22 protein-coding genes are annotated in these 21,333 nt (G+C 68.8%); 9 read left to right on the forward strand and 13 right to left on the reverse strand.

Features of this window, described 5'->3' with window-relative positions:
• Positions 1-4: 4 nt before the first annotated feature.
• Genes HQ314_RS09865 through HQ314_RS09890 form a run of 6 tightly spaced genes read right to left on the reverse strand, consistent with a single transcriptional unit; the run spans position 5 to position 5,446 of the window.
• The gene (locus HQ314_RS09865; RefSeq protein WP_222649926.1) at positions 5-1,258 is read right to left on the reverse strand and encodes an MSMEG_0569 family flavin-dependent oxidoreductase; all 1,254 of its coding nucleotides are present in this window, start codon (positions 1,256-1,258) and stop codon (positions 5-7) included.
• On the reverse strand, positions 1,255-1,539 hold the full coding sequence (locus HQ314_RS09870) for an MSMEG_0570 family nitrogen starvation response protein (RefSeq protein ID WP_222649927.1): 285 nt from the start codon (positions 1,537-1,539) through the stop codon (positions 1,255-1,257). The genes HQ314_RS09865 and HQ314_RS09870 overlap by 4 nt, the downstream gene beginning before the upstream one ends.
• Positions 1,532-2,440, reverse strand: coding sequence for a carbon-nitrogen hydrolase family protein (locus HQ314_RS09875; RefSeq protein ID WP_222649928.1), 909 nt, complete (start codon positions 2,438-2,440; stop codon positions 1,532-1,534). Before HQ314_RS09875 ends, HQ314_RS09870 begins: the two co-directional genes overlap by 8 nt.
• Positions 2,437-3,834 (reverse strand): MSMEG_0567/sll0787 family protein, encoded by a 1,398-nt coding sequence (locus HQ314_RS09880; protein ID WP_222649929.1) that lies wholly within the window; start codon positions 3,832-3,834, stop codon positions 2,437-2,439. Before HQ314_RS09880 ends, HQ314_RS09875 begins: the two co-directional genes overlap by 4 nt.
• A gap of 1 nt (position 3,835) precedes the next feature.
• On the reverse strand, positions 3,836-4,909 hold the full coding sequence (locus HQ314_RS09885; RefSeq protein ID WP_222649930.1) for an MSMEG_0568 family radical SAM protein: 1,074 nt from the start codon (positions 4,907-4,909) through the stop codon (positions 3,836-3,838).
• Positions 4,910-4,921: 12 nt separating this feature from the next.
• Positions 4,922-5,446 carry an MSMEG_0572/Sll0783 family nitrogen starvation response protein gene (locus HQ314_RS09890; protein WP_027506093.1) on the reverse strand — a complete coding sequence of 175 codons (525 nt, stop codon included), beginning with the start codon at positions 5,444-5,446 and terminating at the stop codon, positions 4,922-4,924.
• A gap of 170 nt (positions 5,447-5,616) precedes the next feature.
• Between HQ314_RS09890 and HQ314_RS09895 the strand changes: the two genes are divergently transcribed.
• From HQ314_RS09895 to HQ314_RS09905, 3 genes are read left to right on the forward strand one after another with little or no spacing between them, the layout of a single operon-like run.
• Complete coding sequence (locus tag HQ314_RS09895) at positions 5,617-6,513, forward strand: DUF3626 domain-containing protein (RefSeq protein WP_308119334.1); 897 nt, start codon at positions 5,617-5,619, stop codon at positions 6,511-6,513.
• Positions 6,514-6,525: 12 nt separating this feature from the next.
• Positions 6,526-6,906, forward strand: a complete 381-nt coding sequence (locus HQ314_RS09900; RefSeq protein WP_027506091.1) for a hypothetical protein — start codon at positions 6,526-6,528, stop codon at positions 6,904-6,906.
• Positions 6,899-7,330, forward strand: coding sequence for a hypothetical protein (locus HQ314_RS09905; protein ID WP_222649931.1), 432 nt, complete (start codon positions 6,899-6,901; stop codon positions 7,328-7,330). Before HQ314_RS09900 ends, HQ314_RS09905 begins: the two co-directional genes overlap by 8 nt.
• A 51-nt stretch (positions 7,331-7,381) precedes the next feature.
• Here the strand turns inward: HQ314_RS09905 and HQ314_RS09910 are convergent, their stop codons facing one another.
• Both HQ314_RS09910 and HQ314_RS09915 read right to left on the reverse strand, forming a co-directional pair.
• Positions 7,382-7,753: an SdpI family protein gene (locus HQ314_RS09910; RefSeq protein ID WP_156380439.1), complete on the reverse strand. Its 372-nt coding sequence runs from the start codon at positions 7,751-7,753 to the stop codon at positions 7,382-7,384.
• A 3-nt stretch (positions 7,754-7,756) separates the two neighbouring features.
• On the reverse strand, positions 7,757-8,185 hold the full coding sequence (locus tag HQ314_RS09915) for an SRPBCC family protein (RefSeq protein ID WP_222650089.1): 429 nt from the start codon (positions 8,183-8,185) through the stop codon (positions 7,757-7,759).
• Positions 8,186-8,294: 109 nt separating this feature from the next.
• Here HQ314_RS09915 and HQ314_RS09920 point away from each other — a divergent pair, with 109 nt between their 5' ends.
• Both HQ314_RS09920 and HQ314_RS09925 read left to right on the forward strand, forming a co-directional pair.
• The gene (locus HQ314_RS09920; RefSeq protein WP_056441054.1) at positions 8,295-10,568 is read left to right on the forward strand and encodes an ATP-dependent DNA ligase; all 2,274 of its coding nucleotides are present in this window, start codon (positions 8,295-8,297) and stop codon (positions 10,566-10,568) included.
• Positions 10,569-10,761: 193 nt separating this feature from the next.
• Positions 10,762-11,970, forward strand: coding sequence for a lipase family protein (locus HQ314_RS09925; RefSeq protein ID WP_056441051.1), 1,209 nt, complete (start codon positions 10,762-10,764; stop codon positions 11,968-11,970).
• 10 nt (positions 11,971-11,980) lie between these two features.
• On the opposite strand, the gene HQ314_RS09930 is transcribed toward HQ314_RS09925, so the two are convergent.
• The 4 genes from HQ314_RS09930 to HQ314_RS09945 form a co-directional block, all read right to left on the reverse strand.
• Complete coding sequence (locus HQ314_RS09930) at positions 11,981-13,855, reverse strand: ABC transporter ATP-binding protein (protein ID WP_056441049.1); 1,875 nt, start codon at positions 13,853-13,855, stop codon at positions 11,981-11,983.
• Positions 13,856-13,955: 100 nt separating this feature from the next.
• Positions 13,956-16,274 (reverse strand): endopeptidase La, encoded by a 2,319-nt coding sequence (lon, locus tag HQ314_RS09935; RefSeq protein ID WP_222649933.1) that lies wholly within the window; start codon positions 16,272-16,274, stop codon positions 13,956-13,958.
• A 192-nt stretch (positions 16,275-16,466) separates the two neighbouring features.
• The gene (locus tag HQ314_RS09940) at positions 16,467-16,862 is read right to left on the reverse strand and encodes an OsmC family protein (protein ID WP_222632294.1); all 396 of its coding nucleotides are present in this window, start codon (positions 16,860-16,862) and stop codon (positions 16,467-16,469) included.
• Between the two features lie 43 nt (positions 16,863-16,905).
• A complete protein-coding gene (locus HQ314_RS09945) occupies positions 16,906-17,721 on the reverse strand; it encodes an alpha/beta fold hydrolase (protein ID WP_222649934.1) in 816 nt (271 codons plus the stop codon).
• Positions 17,722-17,839: 118 nt separating this feature from the next.
• On the opposite strand from HQ314_RS09945, the gene HQ314_RS21735 reads away from it, so the two are divergent.
• Together HQ314_RS21735 and HQ314_RS09955 are read left to right on the forward strand one after the other, a co-directional pair.
• The gene (locus tag HQ314_RS21735; protein WP_235578862.1) at positions 17,840-18,397 is read left to right on the forward strand and encodes a DUF4190 domain-containing protein; all 558 of its coding nucleotides are present in this window, start codon (positions 17,840-17,842) and stop codon (positions 18,395-18,397) included.
• 48 nt (positions 18,398-18,445) lie between these two features.
• Positions 18,446-18,712 carry a hypothetical protein gene (locus tag HQ314_RS09955; RefSeq protein WP_056695702.1) on the forward strand — a complete coding sequence of 89 codons (267 nt, stop codon included), beginning with the start codon at positions 18,446-18,448 and terminating at the stop codon, positions 18,710-18,712.
• 9 nt (positions 18,713-18,721) lie between these two features.
• Here HQ314_RS09955 and HQ314_RS09960 read toward each other — a convergent pair whose 3' ends face one another.
• Positions 18,722-19,207 carry a ribonuclease H gene (locus HQ314_RS09960; RefSeq protein ID WP_027506082.1) on the reverse strand — a complete coding sequence of 162 codons (486 nt, stop codon included), beginning with the start codon at positions 19,205-19,207 and terminating at the stop codon, positions 18,722-18,724.
• A gap of 136 nt (positions 19,208-19,343) precedes the next feature.
• On the opposite strand from HQ314_RS09960, the gene HQ314_RS09965 reads away from it, so the two are divergent.
• Both HQ314_RS09965 and HQ314_RS09970 read left to right on the forward strand, forming a co-directional pair.
• The gene (locus HQ314_RS09965) at positions 19,344-20,375 is read left to right on the forward strand and encodes an oxidoreductase (RefSeq protein WP_308119335.1); all 1,032 of its coding nucleotides are present in this window, start codon (positions 19,344-19,346) and stop codon (positions 20,373-20,375) included.
• Between the two features lie 46 nt (positions 20,376-20,421).
• Positions 20,422-21,327 carry a DNA-3-methyladenine glycosylase 2 family protein gene (locus HQ314_RS09970; RefSeq protein WP_308119337.1) on the forward strand — a complete coding sequence of 302 codons (906 nt, stop codon included), beginning with the start codon at positions 20,422-20,424 and terminating at the stop codon, positions 21,325-21,327.
• The last annotated feature ends 6 nt before the right edge of the window (positions 21,328-21,333 follow it).

Here is a 21,333-nt window from a genome sequence, read left to right on the forward strand (position 1 = left end):
GCGGTCAGACCGCCGCGGGCACGCGGGCGCCGACCGCCGGGGACATCTGCTCCGCGAGGTATTCCGCATCCCGTGCCACCGCCGCGAATCGGCCCGAGCCCCAGGTGTTCTGCCACGGCAGACCCAGGAAGTACAGCCCCTCCGCCGCGGTCACACCGCGGGTGTGAGCCGGGTGGCCCTCACCGTCGAACACCCCGACCTTCAGCCAGCGGTAGTCCCGGCGGAAGCCGACGGCCCACACGATGGACGTGACGCCCGCCGCCTCGAGATCGAGCTCGGTGGGTTCCGACTCGGGCCGCCAGACCGGTGTGTAGCGCTCCTCGACGGGAGCGTCGAGTCCCGCCCTGGCGATGTAGGCGTCGATGTCGTTCTTGATGCCCTCCGACACCGCGTCCGCCGCGTCGAGTGACTGCTCGAGAGTCGGCGCGAAACGCAGGACACCGTCCGAACCGACGTCGGTCAACCGCCCGTACAGCCGCATCCCGTCCAGCGCGAAGGCACGCAGGTCGATGTCGCGTCCGCCGTCCCGCCCGGTCACGTAGTGGTTCGTGCTCTCCCGCTTGGAGAGTCCGCCGGCGTGTTCGGAGATCGACACGTCGTACACCCCCATGTCCTGCAGCCACGCGACGCAGTCCCGTCCGCGGTAGAAGCGGGCGACACGAGGCGCGGACCCTGCGACGAGGTGCACCTGCCTGCCCTCGAGGTGCAGATCCTCGGCGATCTGCGCGCCGGACTGCCCGGTACCGACCACCAGGACCCCACCCGGAGGAAGCGCCGCCGCGCTGCGGTACCCCGACGAGTGGATCTGCGTGATCGTCTCCGGCACTCGCTCGGCGAGGCGTGGAATCGACGGGACGTGGTAGCCACCGACGGCCACCACGACCTGATCCGCGGTCATCGACCCGGCGGAGGTCGACACGACGTGGCCGCCGCCGGGTGCCTGCTGCACCGACAGCACCGCGACGTGTTCGCGGACCGGAGCGCCGAACGAGTCGGCGTAGCGACGCACGAAGTCGTACACCAGGTCTCGGGTCATGAATCCGTCGGGATCGTCGCCGTCGTAGGCGTACCCGGGCAGGACGCACTGCCAGTTCGGTGTCACCAGGGTGAAGTTGTCCCACCGCCCGTCCAGCCACTCGTGGGCGATGGTGTCCCGTTCGAGGACGACATGGTCGACACCGCGTCGGGTCAGGTGCCAGCTCATGGACAGCCCCGCCTGGCCCGCGCCGATCACGATCACGGTGTGATGCTCGGTCATCGCGCTCCTCCCAGGTCGAGGACGTGCACGGTGCCGCGGTCGAACACCGCTGCGGTGGTCTCGATCTCGCGCAGAGTCGCCGCTGCCGAGGTACACGCGAAGCCGTACTTGGCCCGCACCCGGTCACTGGCCTCGGTGAGCGCGAGTCGACTGCGCTGCACGAAGTCGGCGATCTCGTAGCGCGTCCCGACCGTGAGATGGTCACGGACGACGAGTGACGGTGAGTAGCACTGTTGGCGGCACCCGTTGGGCCACTGGACGGTGAAGGTCATCTCAGGCACGGCTCATCACCCGGTCCACCCGAGACATGCTGTCGCCGTCGACGAGGGTCCCGTACACGGACGGACGGCGGTCCCGAAGGTTGTACATGCCACCTCCGCGAGCCGCCGCGATCGCCTTCTGCACATTGAGAGTCGCTGTCGCCAGGCCGGGTTCGACGCCCGTGCCGGCGAGGATCTCCCCTCCCGGACCGACGATCTTGGCGCTGCACACGAAGTCCAGCGACCCGAAGGACCCCGCCTGATTGGACGCGATCCACACGACCTGGTTCTCCAGTGCTCGCGCCTGGTCGTAGATGTCGAAGCGCAGCTTCCATCGATCGTCGGCCATGTTCGGAGCACGACCCGTTCGCGAGGTCGGCCATGCCGACAGCGAGGTGATGATCTCGGCGCCGTCGAGTGCGATCTCCCGCGCCGCCTCGGGGAACGCTTTGTCGTAACAGATCTGCATGCCCATCCGGCCGACCGGGGTATCGAAGGCGCGGTACTCGGAACCCGCCGAGTAGCAGAGGTTCTCGCCCAGCGGCTGGTGCACCTTGCGGTACGAGCCCAGCACCCCGTCACCGTGCACCGTCACCGCGGCGTTGTACCGCGTGAGACCGTCCGCCTCACAGAACCCGAAGGTCACCACCATGTCCCCGGCCATCGCCGACACTCGCGCGATCTCCGGACCGTCCAGCTCGAGGGCCGGCGGCAGGTTCTGCAGCCGGGTGCGGCGCTTCTCCTCCGACTCGTCTCCGCCTCCCAGACTCGGGAGGTAGCCCCCGAGGCACGCCTCCGGCAGGACCAGCAGCGCGCTGCCGCGTCGCCGTGCTTCCGCGATGGTGCGCTCGATGGTGGCGTACGACTCGTCCATGTCGCGGCCGAAGCGCTCGGACGCCACCGAGAGAGTTACGTCGTTCATGCTGGTCCCAATCCTGTGACTGCGGCGGAGACCGCCGAGGTGGTGGCGCCGTCGGGCCACCGCAAGGTGACTCCCGGCTCCGAGGTGAGGCGGCCGCAGGCGGCCGATGTCGCCGGACCGGCCGGCGGGAGCCGACGTCCGGGGCGGTCCGCGGTGATCATCGCGAACCCGGGGAAGCACGTGATCCATCGGCCGAGGTCGGCACCGCCGGGTCGGGGTATGCGGGCGACGTCGATCTCGGCGCCCGTACCTGATGCCTCGGCCAGCATGCCGACGGTGCCCGCGAGCCCCGCCATGCTGACGTCCTTCGCCGCACGAGGAGCTGCCCGGGCCACGAACGAGCCCATCTCGCGGAGGTCCGACCCGGAGCGTGCGGAGGTCGAGTCCCACTGCAGGCCGTGGTAACCGGGTCGCCAGCCGCCCCCGAGGTCGGCGGTGAGACTCAGCTCGTCACCGACCTCACCGCCGCCCGCACGCACCGGCGACGACGTCCGTCCGAGTGCCGTGACCGACAGCGCCGCCGGCACACCCACCTGGGTGTGGCCGCCGAGCACGGGAACCCCCCACGCGTCACCGGCGCGGGCGAGGCCCCGGATCACGCGGGTGAGGAGCGACGTCGTCGGAGCGCCGACGGCGTCCAGCATGCCCACCGGGGTCGCACCCATGGCGGACAGATCGTTCAGATTCACCAGGGCGGCACACCATCCTGCCCACTCCGGGTCGCGCTCGACCATCGACGGCACGATGGCGTCGCACGCGGCGATGATGTCGGAGCCGGGCACCGGCACTCCGTCGTCGCCTCGGAAACCACTCGCCCCCAACCCCAGTGGCGCAGTGGCCAGGGGCGCCAGCACACCTGCGAGCACGGCCTTGGTCGACCGGACGAGACGTGCCACCGTGTCGATGGTCCAGCGCATCGTCTCGTGCGGGACGCCGGCCAGCACGGTGGGGCCGGTGGCGGTCCACCCGAGCGCCGTGAACATCGGGACGTGGCGAGACTGCACGGTGGCGTCGAACCGCACCACCCCGGCCGTCTCCACATGAGCGCAGGCGGCTCGGATCAGAGCGGGTCCCACTGCGCGACTACGCTTCTCCCGCGCGACGACGAGGCGGCTGCCCGACCACCATCCCAGGTCGACGTCCGTGCAGGGAGCCACCCGGACCCCGCCGAGGACGGTGCCGTCGGGGGCGGTCGCGAGAAGGACGACCGCGCGCGGATCGTCGTCGACGCCGTCCCGGTCGGTACCCGAGAACAAGCCCTGCTCGACGACGAACGACTCGCGTCGAAGACGGTGATAGGCGGCGAGATCGGCCGCCGACTCGGCCGGCCGGACGAGGAACGGGGCAGCGCCGACGGTGGGTGCCCCGGTGAGGATCGACAGTTCGGTGCTCATGTCAGCCACCCATCGTCTGCAGGACGCTGCACGCACCACACGCTGCGCACCCGGCCTTCTGGTCGGTCCCCAGCATCTCCGCGTCCACCAGTGCCGCGGCCACCCGAGTGCTCACGTCCGTCAACAGCTCGGCGGACGGCGCCCCGGCCCCGTCGACGTCCACCGCGAGGGTCCCCGGGTGTGGCCGGAACGGGACGACGAAGGGATAGACCCCCATCGCGATCAGCTCAGTGGCGCCGCGAACCACCTCGTCCGGGTCCTCGCCGAGCCCGACCAGCAAATACGTCGACACCTGGTTGCGTCCGAAGACACGCACCGCCTCCGCCCATGCCGCGCGGTACTCGTCGAGCGAGACCGACGCCTTGCCCGGCATCCAGCGGCGCCGCACGTCCTCGTCCAGGGACTCGACGTGGATACCGATGGACCGTGCGCCGGCGTCGTACAACTCGGTGAGGGTCGCGAGATCACCGGGCGGTTCGCACTGCACCTGGATCGGCAGGTCGGAGAGCACGGCGCGCACCGCGCGGACGCAGCGTGCCAGGTGCAACGCCCCGCGATCTCGGCCCGCCGAGGTCCCGGTCGTCATGACCATCTGGGTGATGCCGTCGAGTCGCACCGCCGCCTCGGCCACGGCGGCGAGATCGGCGGGCTTCTTCACCGCCACGGTGGCGCCGCTGCGCAACGACTCCTCGATGGAGCAGAACCGACACCGTTGCGACTCGTCGTAGCGAATGCAGGTCTGGACCACGGTCGTGGCCAGCACCCCCTTGCCGTGGAGCTTGGCGAGCTTCTCGTAGGGCACACCGTCGTCGGTGGTGAGGTCGTAGAAGGCCGGCCGGGCGATGGCGGCGATGTCCAGTCCGATGTCGTCCCCGTCGAACAGCACCCGATCGCCGTCCAGGACGTAGGGGCTCGACGGATTGCGGGGCAGCGCTGCACCGAGTCCGTCGATGCTCACGTGGCCGTCGTCGCTCGGTCCCGCACCCGCGGTGCGGCGCACCGGTGGGGTCCCACGGATGCCGAGCAGGGCCAGATCGACCCGGTGGTTCCTGGTCTTCAGTCGAACGTCGGACATCGCCGTCTCACCTCAGACCATGTACGTGGAGTTGATGATCGCGCCCTTGCGGGCGTAGTGGATCAACGCGTCCTGCACGTCCAGCGGGTGCGCGGGCACGACGCCCTCGATGAGGTCTTCCTCGCGGCCGCCGTGCAGCGCGAGCCCGAATCGGCAACAGAACACGGTGCCGCCCTCCGAGATGAACGTCGCGAGAGCGTCGTTGATGTTCTGCTCGCCGGGGAAACCGGAGTCTCCGGTGGTGGGGAAGCCGCGGGTCGCCAGGCAGTTGATGGCACCGGGACCGTAGAAGTACATCGCCGACTCGTAGCCCTTGCGCAGAGCGCGCGTCGCCTGCAGCACGGCGACGAAGCTCACCGACGACTCGTGGGCGATGCCGTGCACGAGGGTGAAGTACGACTCGCCGTCCTCCGCCTTGTAGTCCGGGAAGATCTTGGTTCCGCCGTAGATGTTGCTGCCCTTGGGGAGTGACGGGTGCGGGATCTCGGCGAGTGAGGCGGACATGTTGTCGAGGATGGTCTGATCGAACGCGGCCACGGGAACCTCCGGAAGATGAGTGAGCGAGTACTCGGGTGCGGAGACGTCCGTCCCGCTGACACCAGTACAGGCCCGCTCGATGTCCGGATGGTCACCCGCGGAACAACGCCCTGTTTCGTCCTGCTCACTCGCGTAACCCCGGCGACACACCGCCGCGTTACCGTCGGAGTGTGGTCGACGCCTCGGGTGCCCGACGCCTCCTCGCACTCGCGCACGTCGCGTCGCGAGTCGAGGCGGGCCCACCCGTGCCGCCGGCGATGAGAGTGACCGTGCACTTCCATCCCGATCGGCTCGTGGCCGGCCGACCGTTGCTCGAGGTGCTGATCGAGGAGAACCTGTACCGATCGCAGTTCGTCACCGGCACGAGCAACGGCGGGTTCGATCCTGCGCCCGGCGGTCGTCGCCACGCATGGGAGTCCCGGATGTTCGGTGGGGCGTACGACCACGGCCCGGCATCGGAGCGCCCGATCTACGGCTCGCTGAATCACCGCCTGGTGCCTGCGGGCGGATCGGTGCGCTTCGGCTCCTCCCACCTGGCGCTCCGCCGAGACGTGCTCCCCCGGACGACCTTCTGCTACCCCGATTCCGTCCACGAGCCGACAGCCTTCGGCACCGGTGAGCGCATGCCACTCGTCGAGACGGCACTCTCCCACCACGACGTCGACGTGCTCGACGACTACATCGAGGCCCATGTCCACGGACCGCTACGACTCGACACCGATGTCGAGGCACTCGTTCTCGACCCGTCGTTCCGCGGGACCGAGCTGGACGCGATCGCACGCCGGGCACCAGTTCCGGTGCGGTGGCACCACGGGTTCGAGCTGACATCGAGTCGGTTCGATCACTGCGCCGACTACCGCGGACCACACATCGTCGACCTCGCACGGTCCGTGGCGAGAGACGGGCGTCTCACCGCGTACATCGTCGGTCAGGCCGCGAACACCGGTGAGCACGACGATCAGCACGTCAAACAGCTCTGGCACTGCGTCGCGCGCTTCGGACACGACTCGTCCGACCGTCCGGGGGCCGCAACCTCACCTGCCGAGGGACGAATCGGACGGGGATAAACTGGGCTCACCATGCTCACACCCATCACGGTCGCCCTCTACGTGCTGCCACTCGTCGCCGCGGTCTGGGCACTGGTGAAGCTGATCCGCAATCAGGCGCTGCTCCTCGCGAACCGCGGAGACCGCGTGTTCTTCCGGTTTCTCGTCGGCATCGAGCTGCTCGTGCTCGCGCAGGCCGTGGTCGGTTTCGTCGCCCTGGCCACCACCGACCGCGATGTGCACACCGTCACCTTCGGCGCGTACCTCATCGGTCTCGCGCTGCTGCTGCCGATCGGTGTGTGGTGGTCCCTCGGGGACCGCAGTCGCGGCGGCACCGCCGTCCTGATCGTCGTCACCCTCACCCTCGCGGTGATGGTGCTGCGTCTGAACCAGATCTGGGCCGGCCATGCCTGACACCGCACGCACGGACCTGCAGACGGCCACCCGGTCCGGCATCGGGCGCGTCCTCATCGCCCTCTACGCCCTGTTCTCCGTCGCCGCCGCGTCGCGCTCGGCGGTGCAGATCGGGGCCCGGTTCGACGACGCACCGGTCGCGTACCTGCTGTCCGCGTTCGCCGCCCTGGTCTACATCGTCGGCACCGTGTGTCTCGCACGAGCCTCCGTGGTGTCGCGCCGCATCGCGACCATCTCCTGCGTCGTCGAGATAGTCGGTGTGCTCGCCGTCTCGATCGCCAGTTACGCCGTGCCGCAGGAGTTCCCGGAGCCCACGGTGTGGTCGCACTTCGGATCGGGCTACCTGTTCATCCCGGTGATCCTGCCGATCGCGGCGCTGTGGTGGCTGCGCCGGACGGACACCGGTAGGGCGGGGAAGGGCTGATTCGTCCACGCTGCGGCCACACGAACGAGCCTCCTCGCAGTGGGTACGGAATCACGCGTGACGTTTGGCCACCCGATCCGCACGCACGGTGGCGGCCACCAGGATCACAGCTTGCACCGCGAGACCTGCGGCGGGAACCGAAACCACCGCTGGCCCGATGTCGGCCTCGGTGATCGACGCGATCAGCCAGAGCGTGCTCGTCAGAACGACGACCACGACAGCGATGACACCGACGGCGAGAAAGTGCGCCGCGGCAGCTCGATGACCGGCTCGCCAGGCATCGCGGGACGCCGTCGTCGCCTTCGTGCGCAATCCCACGGCCGAATTCACGTCCACGTTCGTGCCCGGCGTCCGCATCACGAGCGACAGGGACCCGAGGAGAACCACCCCGACGAGAAGTGACAGCACCGGAGCAGGTTCCACGAACTACCCCAGCTTCGCCAGGTTGGTCACACTCGTGCGCACGTCCGACTCCAGCACCTTCGCGACGACCCCGCCGATCGGGCCGGACAGCAACCCGCCGCGAAAGTTCGCGTCGAGGGTGAACTCCGACCCGGCGCCCTTCGGCGCGACGGACATCTTCAGATCGATCTTGATGCCGCCCTTGCCTTTGCCGAGCAGCGCGATCTCGTAGGGCTTGTCGTACTCGGTGATCGTCCAGGTGATCACGTTGCGGAAACCCTTGACCTTGATCAGCGAGTCGATGGTGACGCCTTCCTTCAACGTGTCCGGCACGGGGCTGCGCCATCCACCGAAGATGGTCATCCACTCCTGGAAGCTGGACAGATCGGACGCCCTGGCCCACGCCTCGTCCGGTGTCATCGTCGAAGCCACCGTCACGTTCACTCCGGCCACGCGGCCCTCGCTTCCTGCCTCGTCGGTCCCGCGCGCGGGTCCTGCCACCGAGCGTGGCACCGCCCTCGAACATACCCAGCTCGCGAAGCACGCAATCTATCCTGAACCCATGGCATCGCTGGAGGTCGCGGGGCGACAGATCGCCCTGACCAACGTCGACAAGGTGCTGTGGCCGGAGACGGGCACCACCAAGGGCGAGGTGATCGACTACTACGTCGACATCGCGCCCGCGATGCTCCCCCACCTTCTCGGACGCCCGGTCACGCGGAAGCGATGGCCGAACGGGGTCCAGGCAGGCTCGTTCTTCGAGAAGAACCTCGCCGCGTCGGCCCCGGACTGGCTCGATCGACGACGTCTGCACCACTCGGACCGCGTCGTGGTCTACCCCGTCTTCCACACCGCCGCCGATCTCGCGTGGCTGGGACAGCAGGCTGCGCTGGAAGCCCATGTGCCGCAATGGACTTTCGACGGCGACGAGCAAGGCAAAGCCACCCGCATCGTCTTCGATCTCGATCCGGGCGAGGGCGTCGACCTCGACACCTGCGCGACCGTGGCCTGTGAGGTACGGGCGATGATCACCGACATCGGGCTCACCGCCCACCCCCTCACCAGTGGTAGCAAAGGCATACACCTGTACGTCCCGCTGGAGAAGCCGGTCTCGTCGTCCGGTGCCTCGACCGTCGCGAAACGCGTTGCGACGCTTCTCGAGGAGAAGATGCCCGATCTGGTCACCGCATCGATGTCGAAGGCTCTGCGGCCCGGGAAGATCTTCCTGGACTGGAGTCAGAACAACGGCAAGAAGACCACCATCGCGCCGTACTCGCTGCGCGGACGCGACCGCCCGACCGTCGCGGCTCCGCGGACGTGGGACGAGCTCTCCGGCGGCGGTCTCGCCCAACTGAGCTTCGAGGAGGTGCTCGCTCGCTTCCACCGGGACGGCGATCTGCTCGCCGGCCTCGATCCGGAGCCGGAGGCGTCGACGATCACCGACAGCCTCGGTCCGTACCGCGGCAAGCGGACTGCCTCGCGCACACCGGAACCCGTCCCGACGACATCGACGACTCGGGAATCCGCGGACCCGATCTTCGTCATCCAGGAACACCACGCACGTCGACTCCACTACGACTTCCGACTCGAGCGCGACGGCGTGCTGGTCTCGTGGGCGGTCCCGAAGAATCTGCCGACGGACGAGAAGAAGAACCATCTCGCCGTGCACACCGAGGACCATCCGATGGACTACGCATCCTTCGAGGGGACCATCCCGCAGGGCGAGTACGGCGGCGGCGAGGTGAGCGTCTGGGATCACGGCACCTTCACCACCGAGAAGTGGCGGGACGACGAGGTCATCGTCGAGCTCGCGGGTGAGCGCGTCGCGGGCCGGTACGCACTGATCCGGACCGACCGGGACCAGTGGCTCGTGCACCGGATGACATCGCGCCCCCAGCCGACACGCACGGAACTGCCCCAGCACCTGCGGCCGATGCTGGCGTCCGCCGGAACGCTGTCCGGACTCGAAGCCGACGAGTGGTCGTTCGAGGGGAAGTGGGACGGCGTCCGCATCGTCGCGACCCTCGACCACGGGGACGTCGTACTCGAGAGTCGGACCGGACAGGACCTCACGCGCCGCTACGCGGGGATCACGGCGCTCGCCGCGGATCTGTCCGACCATGCGGTCGTACTGGACGGTGAGGCCGTGGTCTACCGCGCGGACGGAGTCACCAGCTTCCAGGCACTGCAGGACGCGCATCCCGACGACGTGCAGTTCATCTGCTTCGACATCCTCCACCTCGACGGCACGGATCTGACGGGCAAGAAGTTCACCGACCGGCGCAAGATCCTCGAGCTGCTCCTGACCGGCCTCGAGACGGCGACCGTCTCGCCGCTCCTGCCCGGCACAGCGGCGGGAGCACTGTCCGAGAGCGAACGCCGCGGGTGGGAGGGCATCGTCGCGAAGCGGCGGGACTCGACCTACGAGGTGGGCCGACGCAGCACCTCGTGGATCAAGGTGAAGAACTGGCGGACGCAGGAGGTGGTCATCGGCGGATGGCGCGCCGGCAAGGGTTCCCGCACCGGGAGCATCGGGTCGCTCCTGCTCGGCATCCCGTCGAAGAACGGACTGCACTACGTCGGGCGCGTCGGCACCGGATTCACCGAGCGACAGCGTGCGGACCTGTTGACGCTTTTGCGTCCGGCCGTCGTCGACGAGTCACCGTTCGACGAACCTCTCCCCACCGCCGACCGCCGCGATGCGACGTGGGTGGCCCCCACCGTCGTTGGCGAGGTGCGGTTCTTCGAGTGGACGGACGGCGGCTCGTTGCGCCATCCGAGCTGGCGGGGCCTGCGTGAGGACAAGACCGTCGAGGACGTTCACCGCGAGGACTGAGCGCTCCCACTCGAGTGGGCAAAGTTTGGACCTTACACAAGAACCATCGAGAACGGTTGTCGCCGTCATGTCGCTTGCTTACGGTTCGATCACGGGGCCGGGGCGCCGTTTCCCGAGTGGAACCGAGCGCTCGGGCAGTGTTCAATGTGGCTGTCGTTCGATAACCGCACAGTCGGTTCGTAGGAGTGTTCCAGTGAGATCCATTCGTCGCCTCGTGCTCGCCGCGGTCACCGCAGCCGTCGTCGCTGCCGCCCTTCCGGGGACCGCAGCCGCAGACGCCCAGTACCCGACCCCCAATGCCGACCCGTTCTACTCCGCGCCGGGCGACATCTCCGGGCTCGCACCGGGCACGGTCCTCGCCAGCCGTCCGATGCCCAACCCGCCCAACTTCATCGGCGTGTCGACGTGGCAACTGGCGTTCCGCAGCACCGGCAGCGAGGGCAACCCCATCGTCGGTGTCACCACCGTCTTCGTCCCACTGGGGAAGGCGCCCGACGGCCCGCTGCTCTCCTACCAGCAGATCGTCAATGCTCTCGGCCTGAAGTGCGCGCCCTCGCAGGCGTTGTGGTCGACCGACCCGAACGTCGTCATCCGCGACGCCGCCGCCTTGAACGCGGTGTTCACCCGCGGCTGGTCGGTCTCGATGCCGGACCACCTCGGCCCCAACAGTGCCTACGGCGCCGCCAAGCTGGGCGGTCAGATCACGCTGGACGGTATCCGCGCTGCCAAGAACTTCGATCCGCTGCAGCTGCGCAACAGCCCCGTCGGCATGGGCGGCTACTCCGGCGGCGGCATGGCCACCGCCTGGGCAGCCGCGTTGGCACCCTCGTACGCACCCGAGTTGAACATCGTGGGCAGCGCCCAGGGTGGCGTTCCGATGAACCTGTTGAAGATGGCCTACATGCTCGGCGAGAACACACCGCACCCCGTGTTCGGGCTGGCACTGGCCGCGGCGATCGGTCTCGGTCGCGAGTACCCGGACCGGATGCCCGTGTCGCAGAACCTGACTCCCCAGGGCACGTCGATGATGAATCAGATCGCCGACTCCTGCACCAACGACATCCTGGCCGTGGGCGCCAACCACAGCGCCGCGGAGATCACCGCGAACAAGTCGGTGTTCGCGGATCCGCAGGGCCGTGCCGTCGTGGAAGAGAACAGTGTCGAGCTCTACCCCGGCGTTCCGCGCGCACCGATCTTCGAGTGGCACAGCCCGACCGACGGGCTCATCCCCGTCGACGCCATCGACAGCACCACCGCCCGGTACTGCAGCGCCGGCGCTCGAGTGCAGACGCTGCTCACCCCGACACCCGACCACCTCAGTGGCGCGTTGCTCGGGCTGCCGTCCGCACTGCAGTGGCTGAACGATCGCTTCGCCGGCCTGCCTGCACCCAGCACCTGCTGATCGCGGAGGGTCAGGCGCGGACCGGTTCGTCGAACTGCGTGCGGTAGAGCTCGGAGTAACGACCCGAGTTCGCCAGCAGTTCGGTGTGCGTACCGCGCTCGACGACGCGGCCGTTCTCGATGACCAGGATGAGATCGGCCGCCCGGATGGTGGAGAGCCGGTGCGCGATGACGATGGACGTCCGTCCCTCCAGTGCCTCGGCGAGTGCCTCCTGCACCGCGGCCTCGGACGTGGAGTCCAGTGACGCGGTGGCCTCGTCCAACACGACGACGGTGGGACGCGCCAGCAGCAGGCGGGCGATGGTGACGCGTTGACGCTCACCACCGGAGAAGCGATAGCCGCGCTCGCCGACCACGGTGTCCAGGCCGTCCGGCAGCGACAGCACCAACTCCTCGAGACGCGCACGCCGCAGCGCGGACCAGATCTCCTCCTCCGTCGCATCCGGGTGCGCCAGGGTGAGATTGGACCGCAACGTCTCGTGGAACAGGTGGCCGTCCTGCGTGACCATGCCGACGGTGCGACGGATCGATTCGGCCGTCAGATCCCGCACGTCGACGTCACCGATGCGCACGGCACCGGAATCCACGTCGTACAGCCGCGAGACGAGCTGCGCGATGGTCGACTTTCCTGCACCGGACGAGCCGACCAGGGCCACCATGTGTCCGGGCTCGGCGCGGAAGGACACCCCGTGGAGCACCTCCTCGCCGCCGCGAGCATCCAGGACGGACACGTCCTCCAGAGACGCCAGTGACACCTTGTCGGCCGACGGATAGGCGAAGCGGACGTCGTCGAACTCGACGGTGACCGGGCCCTCCGGAACCGCCCGGGCATCGGGTTTGTCGGTGATGAGCGGATCGAGATCGAGGATCTCGAAGACCCGCTCGAAGCTCACCACGGCGCTCATGATGTCGACGCGGGCGCTCGCCAGTGCGGTGAGCGGCGCGTACAGCCTGGTCAGAAGCAGCGCGAGAGTCACGACCGACCCTGCGTCGAGCTGCCCCCGCAGCGCGTAGAAGCCACCGAGGCCGTAGACGAGCGCGAGTGCCAGCGCGGACACGAGGGTCAGCGCCGTCACGAAGACGGTCTGGACCATGGCCGACCGCACGCCGATGTCGCGGACGCGGCCCGCCCGCAGCGCGAACTCGGCCGACTCGTGGTCCGGGCGTCCGAACAGCTTGATCAGTGTCGCGCCGGGAGCGGAGAAACGCTCCGTCATCTGCGTCGACATGGCCGCGTTGTGCGCGGCGGCCTCACGCTGCAGGCGGGCGAGCCGAGTGCCCATCCTGCGGGCCGGGAGCACGAAGATAGGCAACAGCAACAGTGCCAGCAGGGTGATCTGCCAGGAGATCCCGAGCATGACGACGAGGGTGAGCAGCAACGTCACGAGGTTGCTGACGACACCCGACAGCGTGCCGCTGAAGGCGCGCTGCGCCCCGATGACGTCGTTGTTCAGCCGCGAGACCAGGGCACCGGTGCGCGTGCGTGTGAAGAAGGCGATGGGCATCTTCTGCACGTGGTCGAACACGCGAGTACGGAGGTCGAGGATGAGGTTCTCGCCGATTCGCGCCGAGAGCCACCGGTTCACCAGCCCCGTACCGGCATCGAGCAACGCCACGACCGCGATGATGACGGCCAGTACGAGGACCGTCCCGTACGCGCTGCCCTGCACGATCGCGTCCACGACACGGCCGGCCAGCACGGGCGTCGCGACGGCCAGGACCGCCGCGACGACGCTGAGGATCAGGAACCCGACGAGCAGGGAGCGCAGGGGTCGCGCGAACACCATGATCCGCCGCACGGTCACCCGGGAGAACGGTCGGTGATCGTCGCCGTTGGTGTGCATCGATCGGTACATCTGGTTCCACGCGGTCATTTCCATACTCATGTGGAACCTCCTGTTACTCGTCACGATCTCTGCACACCCACGGCGCGGCCCGTTCACCTGCACTGAGGGCAACCCCCGCGCTGCCCCGCTCATTCCGTGGTCAGGCCGCGGCGACCTGCTCCCGCGCAGGTTCGAGGGCTTGGGCGACGATATCGGCGACGTCCGACATGGGCCGGACGTCGACGGCAGCCCGTACCTCGGCCGGCACGTCGTCGAGATCGGGCTCGTTCCGCGCGGGAACGAACACGGTGGTGAGTCCGGCGCGCTGAGCGGCGAGCAATTTCTGCTTCACCCCACCGATCGGGAGTACCCGACCGTTCAGGGAGACCTCGCCCGTCATGCCGACGTCGGACCGCACGGGACGGCCCGTCGCCATCGACACCAGCGCGGTGACCATCGTGACGCCCGCGGACGGGCCGTCCTTCGGTACGGCGCCGGCCGGCACGTGGATGTGGATCGCCTTGTCCAGCGCCGTGGGGTCCACCCCGAGTTCCGCCGCGTGCGACCGCACGTAGGAGAGCGCGATCTGCGCCGACTCCTTCATGACATCGCCGAGCTGACCGGTGAGGGTGAGGCCGGCGGTGTCACCCGTCGAGCTCGCCTCGATGAACAGGACGTCGCCGCCCAGACCGGTCACGGCCAGGCCCGTCGCGACACCGGGGACCTCGGTGCGTTGGTGTGCCTCGGGGGTGAAGCGGGGCCGTCCGAGGTAGGTGACCAGATCGGGCTCGTCCACGGTGATGGGCCGCTCGTCTTGCGCCAGCACGGTCGCCACCTTGCGCAACGCCTTCGCCAGCAGTCGCTCGAACTGACGGACACCGGGCTCACGGGTGTAGTCGGCGGCGATCGTGCGGAGTGCAGCGTCCGTGACGGTCACCTCGGCATCGGTCAGTGCAGCGCGGTCGACCTGCCGCGGAAGCAGGTGGTTCCGTGCGATGACGACCTTGTCGTCCACGGTGTAACCGTCGATGGTCACCAGTTCCATACGGTCCAGCAGCGCTGTCGGAATCTGGTCGATCACGTTGGCGGTCGCCAGGAAGACCACGTCCGACAGGTCGAGATCGAGGTCCAGGTAATGGTCCCGGAACGTGTGGTTCTGAGCCGGATCGAGCACCTCGAGCAGCGCCGCCGCGGGGTCACCGCGGAAGTCCGACCCGATCTTGTCGATCTCGTCCAGCAGGACGACGGGATTCATCGAGCCTGCCTCGGCGATCGCACGCACGATCCGGCCCGGCAGGGCTCCGACGTACGTACGCCGGTGTCCGCGAATCTCGGCCTCGTCGCGCACGCCACCGAGGGCGACGCGAACGAACTTGCGGCCCAACGCCTTCGCCACCGACTCGCCCAGCGAGGTCTTGCCCACGCCGGGAGGACCGGCCAGCACCATGACGGCACCGGATCCGCGTCCGCCCACCACCGTCAGACCGCGAGAAGCGCGCCTCGACCGGACGGCCAGGTACTCGGTGATGCGGTCCTTCACGTCGTCGAGTCCGTGGTGGTCGGCATCGAGAACGGCGCGCGCTGCCACGATGTCCGTGCTGTCGTCGGTCGTCACCGTCCACGGCAATTCCAGGACCGTGTCCAACCACGTTCGGATCCAACCACTCTCGGGACTCTGATCGCTCGAGCGCTCCAGCCGGCCCACCTCGCGCAGCGCCGCCTCACGAACCGAGTCGGGCAGGTCTGCGGACTCGACGCGTCCGCGGTAGTCGTCGGCACCGTCGGGCTCGCCCTCGCCCAGCTCCTTGCGGATGGCGGCGAGTTGCTGGCGCAGCAGGAATTCCTTCTGAGTCTTCTCCATGCCGTCGCGGACGTCGCCGGCGATCTTGTCCGTCACCTCTACCTCGGCGAGGTGGTCGGTGGTCCACTCGGTCAGCACCGTCAATCGTGCTGCCACGTCCGGGGTCTCGAGCAACTGCCGCTTCTGGACATCGGTGAGCCACGACGCGTAGCCGGCGGTGTCGGCCAGCGCGGACGGGTCCGACAGCTTGTTCACCGAGTCGATGACCTGCCATGCCTCGCGGCGCTGCAACATGGCCAGAACGAGCTTCTTGTACTCCGCGGCGAGAGTCCGTACGGCGTCCGTCGGCTCCGGCTCGGACACCGGCTCGGCCTCCACCCACAGAGCGGCGCCGGGGCCGCTCACGCCGGACCCGATGTGCGCACGCTTCTCCGCCTTCAGCACCGCAGCCGGCTCACCGGTCGCGAGACGGCCGACCTGCACGATCGTCGCCACGACACCGTAGGCGGGGTAGCGGTCGTCCAGTCGTGGGGCAATCAGCAGAGTGCCGTCGGCGCTGGTCCGCGCGGCGTCGACCGCAGCGCGGGCAGCGTCGTCCAGTTCGACCGGCACGACCATGCCGGGCAGGACGACGGGGTCGGTCAGGAACAGAACGGGCAAGCGAGTCGATTCGCTCATGGGGTCCTCCAAAGTTCAGCGTGATCAGCTCAACTTGGCGGTGGGCCCCGGTGTTCCCGCAGATGAGGACGTTCGCTGGAGGCGGACATGGCGGGCCCGAGAGTGGTTCCCGCAGGCATTCCATGCTCCCGCAGCGGCTGCAACCACTACGGCGAGGCAGAACCACCCGCGGGAACGGTCAGCCGGCGGCGCTCACTCGCTGAGCGTCACGTCCACGCCGGTGACGGTCTTGAGGAACGGGCAGATCGACCGTGCCTGCTCGAGCACGTCGCCCGGGTTGTCGACGCCCGGCAGTGTCACGCCGAGGCGGTAGGCCGCGTCGTAGCCCGCGCCGTCCGCGGAGGACAGCGTCACCTGTCCCTCCACCGATGCACCCTCGAGGGATCCACCCGCGGTACCGACTGCGATGCGCAGCGACTCGAGCAGGCAAGAGCTCAGCGCAGCGGCCATCAACTGTTCGGGGTTGGTCGCCCCACCCGGACCCCCGAGGTCGGAGGGCTCGTGGACATCGAGGGAGAGCACGTCGTCGCTCGAGGAGATCGATCCGTCGGTGGCGGTGACAGTGGCGGTGTACAGGTCTTGACTCATGCCTGCCGGGTGTCCGCGAACCGCTGTCCGCAAACCACCGAGGTCACGAGTGCTCGGCGAGGAAGCCGAGCACCTCGTCCTCGAACTTCCGCGGCTCGTCGAGAAACAGTGCGTGACTGCTGTTCTCGAACACGACGGTGCGCGCGCCGGGAATCGTGTCACCCACGTACTGTGCCGCTTCCCACGGAAACGCCTTGTCGTGCTTGCCCACCATGACCAGCGACGGCAGATCGAGTGCCGGCAGCAGATCACGCCAGTCGTGATGGGTGTGGTCCGCCATCACCGCGTTGCGCGCCTCCGAGGAGATCTTCGTCATCTCCGCGAGGAGGACCTCGACACGCTCTGCGGGGAGGTCGGTGGCGGTGATCTCGTCGAGCTGTTCGCGGTCGAAGTTCTCGCGGTCGTACGTCACACGGCCCTGCACCGCGGCCAGCGACGCGTCGTCGAAGATGCTGGTGTGCGCCAGGGTCCACTCGGGCGTCCGGTACTGCCGCGGAGTCTGCGCGACGTAGATCGCCTGCGCCAACAGGTCGGTGCCGAACAGCTCCTGGTAACTCCAGATCACCGGACAGCCCAGCGACCACCCCAGAACGGTGACGTCCGTCAGCTCCAACCCCACGAGCAGATCGCGGAGGTCCTTGGCCAACCTCGACACCCGGTAGCCGTGGCCCGGATCCTCCGAGTCACCGTGAGCGCGCAGATCGACGGTGATCACGCGGGCGTACTCGGCGAGCCGATCGACACTGCCGTCGAAGAAGCGGCCGCTGAATCCCCACCCGTGCAGCATCACGAGCGGCCGTCCCGTTCCCTGGTCGGTGTAGTGCAGGACTGTGCCGTCGCTGACGGTCCACGTACTCATCCTGCTGAGATACCCCACCGGACACCTGCGGTAACGGTGCGATCACGCACTCACGCCGAAGGTGCCGTCCGGCGCTACAGTGCGAGACACCAGCCGAGTCGCCCGTCAGGAGAGACCAGTGAGCGGTCCCACGCCCGAGTACGGCCAGCAGCCCGAGTACGGCGGGCAACCGCCGTACGGCCAGCAGCCTCAGTACGGTCAGCAGCCTCAGTACGGTCAGCAGCCCGGTTCGGGCGGGCAGTACCCACCACCCGGCGGCTACGACGGCGGCTACGGCCAGCCCCCCGTCAGCCCGAAGAACGGCGTGGGAATCGCGGCGCTGATTCTCGGCATCCTGTCGATCCTGGCCTTCTGGACCTTCGGATTCGGCATCTTCCTGGGCATCATCGCCGTGGTGCTCGGCGTGCTCGGCCGCGGCCGAGTCAAGCGCCGCGAAGCCACGAACGGCGGCGTCGCCACGACGGGGCTGGTGCTGGGTGTCCTCGGCATCATCGGTGGCGCGGTGTTCATCGCCCTGACCGTATGGGTGTTCAACGAGGTGGGAGTCGGCGACCTCGCGACCTGCCTCAGCGACGCCGGTGGCGACGCGACACGGGTCGAGCAGTGCCAGCAGCAGTTCACCGACAATCTGGAGAACCAGTTCTCGGTGACCCTGACGCCCGCTCCGACGCCGTGACAGGTGCGGAAGGGTTGACCGCGCGGTCGATCGGGCACACCGGTGCTCATGAGTGATTCCGTGAACGAGCCCGTCGACACCGCATCCATCGACCCGCGCGAGGAGTCCAAGGGCACGGGTGCGGACACGGCACAGAGTCCGGACGAGCGCGACGAGGCCGTGCGCGAGTTCGACAACCATGCCGAGGCCGAGCCGGCGCCGACCCTCGATCGGAGTGAGGCCGCCGTGGACGAGGGCAAGGATCTGCCCGCCCCGAGTCCGCGCGACGTGACCGCCGGCGACAAGGACGACAAGCAGACCGCTCGCCAGGAATGAGCCTCTGCTCTAGAAGAGCGTGACGGGTTCCTGTGCGCCGACCGGCTCGCACGGCGTCAGCGAACCGTCTCGGATCGCCCGCGCAGCGATTCCTGCCAGCTCGTCCGCCATCTCGTTGAACTGGTTGCCCACGTGTCCGCGGACCCAGCGGAACCGCACCGGACCCTCGCGCTCGGTGATGGCACGGTCGATCGCGCGGACCAGTTCCAGATTGCGCACCGGCCCACCCGTGGACGTGCGCCAGCCCTTGCGCTTCCATCCGGCGAGCCACTCCGACGCACACTTGATGGCGTACTGACTGTCCGACTCGATGAGCATCGGCTCCGGACCCGGATGCGCGGCCACGGCCTCGTACAACGCCCTGAGCTCGGCGATCTGATTCGTGCCGGACGCTTCTCCGCCGGAGGCGGACGGGCCGGTGTGGTCGACCCAGGCCCAGCCGATGGCCCCGCCGGGGTTCTTCAGGCACGAACCGTCGGTACTCACGATGATCACCCTCGAGACAGTACGGCCGAGGACCGACAATTCCGCGGTCCCGCGCCGAGCGCACACCCTGTCCACGGCTCGGCCTACTCTCGAACGTGAACCATCAGCCCAGACCGCGATCTGGACCGACACAGGGAGACGCCACGTGACCTCGCCGACCGACGATCGATCCGCCACCGAGATCCCGGAGAACTTCCGCGCCCTGGTCGCCCGGCAGACCGACGACGGTGTGGATCTGACGTCCGAGACGGTCGACCTGTCGTTCCTGCCGGAGGGCGAGGTGGTCGTCCGCGTCGAGTACTCGGGCGCCAACTACAAGGACGCCCTGGCCGTCACCCCGAAGGGCGGAGTGGTGCGGGAGTACCCCATCGTCCCCGGCATCGACCTCGCCGGTGTGGTGGTCTCCTCGACGTCCGACGGGGTGTCGGTCGGTGACCGCGTCGTGGCACACGGCTACGAGATCGGCACCGGACGTCACGGCGGCTACGCCGAGTACGCGCGTACTCCGGCCGAGTGGGTCGTGCCGCTCGCGGACGGACTGTCGACGGCCGACGCCGCCACCATCGGCACCGCGGGCTTCACCGCCGCACTCAGCGTGCAGGCCCTGCTGGCGCGTGGCCTCACCCCGTCCGACGGTCCGGTACTGGTCACCGGAGCGAGCGGCGGGGTCGGCAGTCTCAGCGTGGACCTGTTGTCGCAGGCCGGGTTCGAGGTGGTCGCCTCCACCGGCAAGGAGTCGGCACACGACCTGCTGACCACACTCGGCGCGTCCTCGATCATCGGCCGCCTCCCCGAGGACCCCGACGCGGCGCCGCGTCCCCTCGGGAAGGCGCAGTGGGCCGCCGCGGTCGACTGTGTCGGCGGCAAGACCCTCGCACACGTACTCAGCACCACGAGGTACGGCGGCGCGGTCGCCGCCAGCGGGCTCACCGGGGGAGCCGGGCTCTCGACCACGGTGTTGCCCTTCATTCTCCGGGGAGTGGCCCTGCTGGGCATCGACTCGGTGCAGTTGCCCATCGAGGCCCGACGCACCCTGTGGAACGACCTGGCCGGTTCCCTGCGCCCGAGTCGGCTCGCCGAGGTCACCACCGAGGTGACTCTCGACGAGGTGGCGGGAGTGCTCGACTCCCTGCGCGACGGGGCCACCATCGGTCGCACCCTCGTCCGTGTCGGCTAGCTCGTTTCCCGTGCTCGACCCCGGACACACTTCCCGCGGTGGCGCGGTGGAGATCACGCTCACCTCGGATCGCCCACTTGCCCTGCGGTATTCGTTGTCGCCACACCGCCGCGGAGCGGGCGATCCCGCCCATCGGGTGGAGGCCGACGGATCCATCTGGCGCACCTCACGGTTTCGCACGGGGCCGGTGACGTATCGCCTGCGCCAGGTGGACCGGTTCGAGGTGACCTGCGAGGTCTGGGGCGCCGGCTCAGCGGAGTTCCTCGACTCTCTTCCAGGGCTCGTGGGCATGGAGGACGACGCCGACGGATTCGCGCCCGAGCACCGCATCCTCGCTGAGGCGCATCGTCGATTTCCCCATCTGCGCATCGGCCGCACCGGGCAGGTCATGGAAGCGCTGGTCCCAGCCGTTCTGGAGCAGAAGGTGCACGGGGTCGCCGCCTTCGCGGCATGGCGCTACCTGCTCTCGAAGTTCGGCGAGCCGGCACCGGGACCGGCGCCCGCGGGGATGCGGGTACCGCCGCCCGCCGAGGTCTGGCGGCGGGTGCCGTCCTGGGAGTTCCACCGGGCGAACGTGGATCCGAAGCGCTCCAAGACGATCGTGCGGAGCGCCGCCCTGGCCGACAAGCTCGAACCGATCGTGTCCATGACGAGGGAGGATGCCGAGCGCCGGTTGCGCCACGTTCCCGGAATCGGCGTGTGGACCGCGGCCGAGGTGATGCAACGGGCGCTGGGAGATGCGGACGCTCTGTCCGTCGGCGACTACCACCTGGCGTCGGTGATCGGATGGACGTTGACGGGGGCACCGATGACGGACGACGAGATGCTCGAGTACCTGGCGCCGATCCGGCCGCACCGCTATCGCGCGGTACGTCTGCTCGAGGTCAGCGGAACGGCCCTGCGCCCGAAGTTCGGTCCGCGCACCGTGGTCACCGACCACCGCCATCACTGACGGACG

Source organism: Rhodococcus sp. BP-332, assembly GCF_019836065.1.
Classification (GTDB): domain Bacteria; phylum Actinomycetota; class Actinomycetes; order Mycobacteriales; family Mycobacteriaceae; genus Rhodococcoides.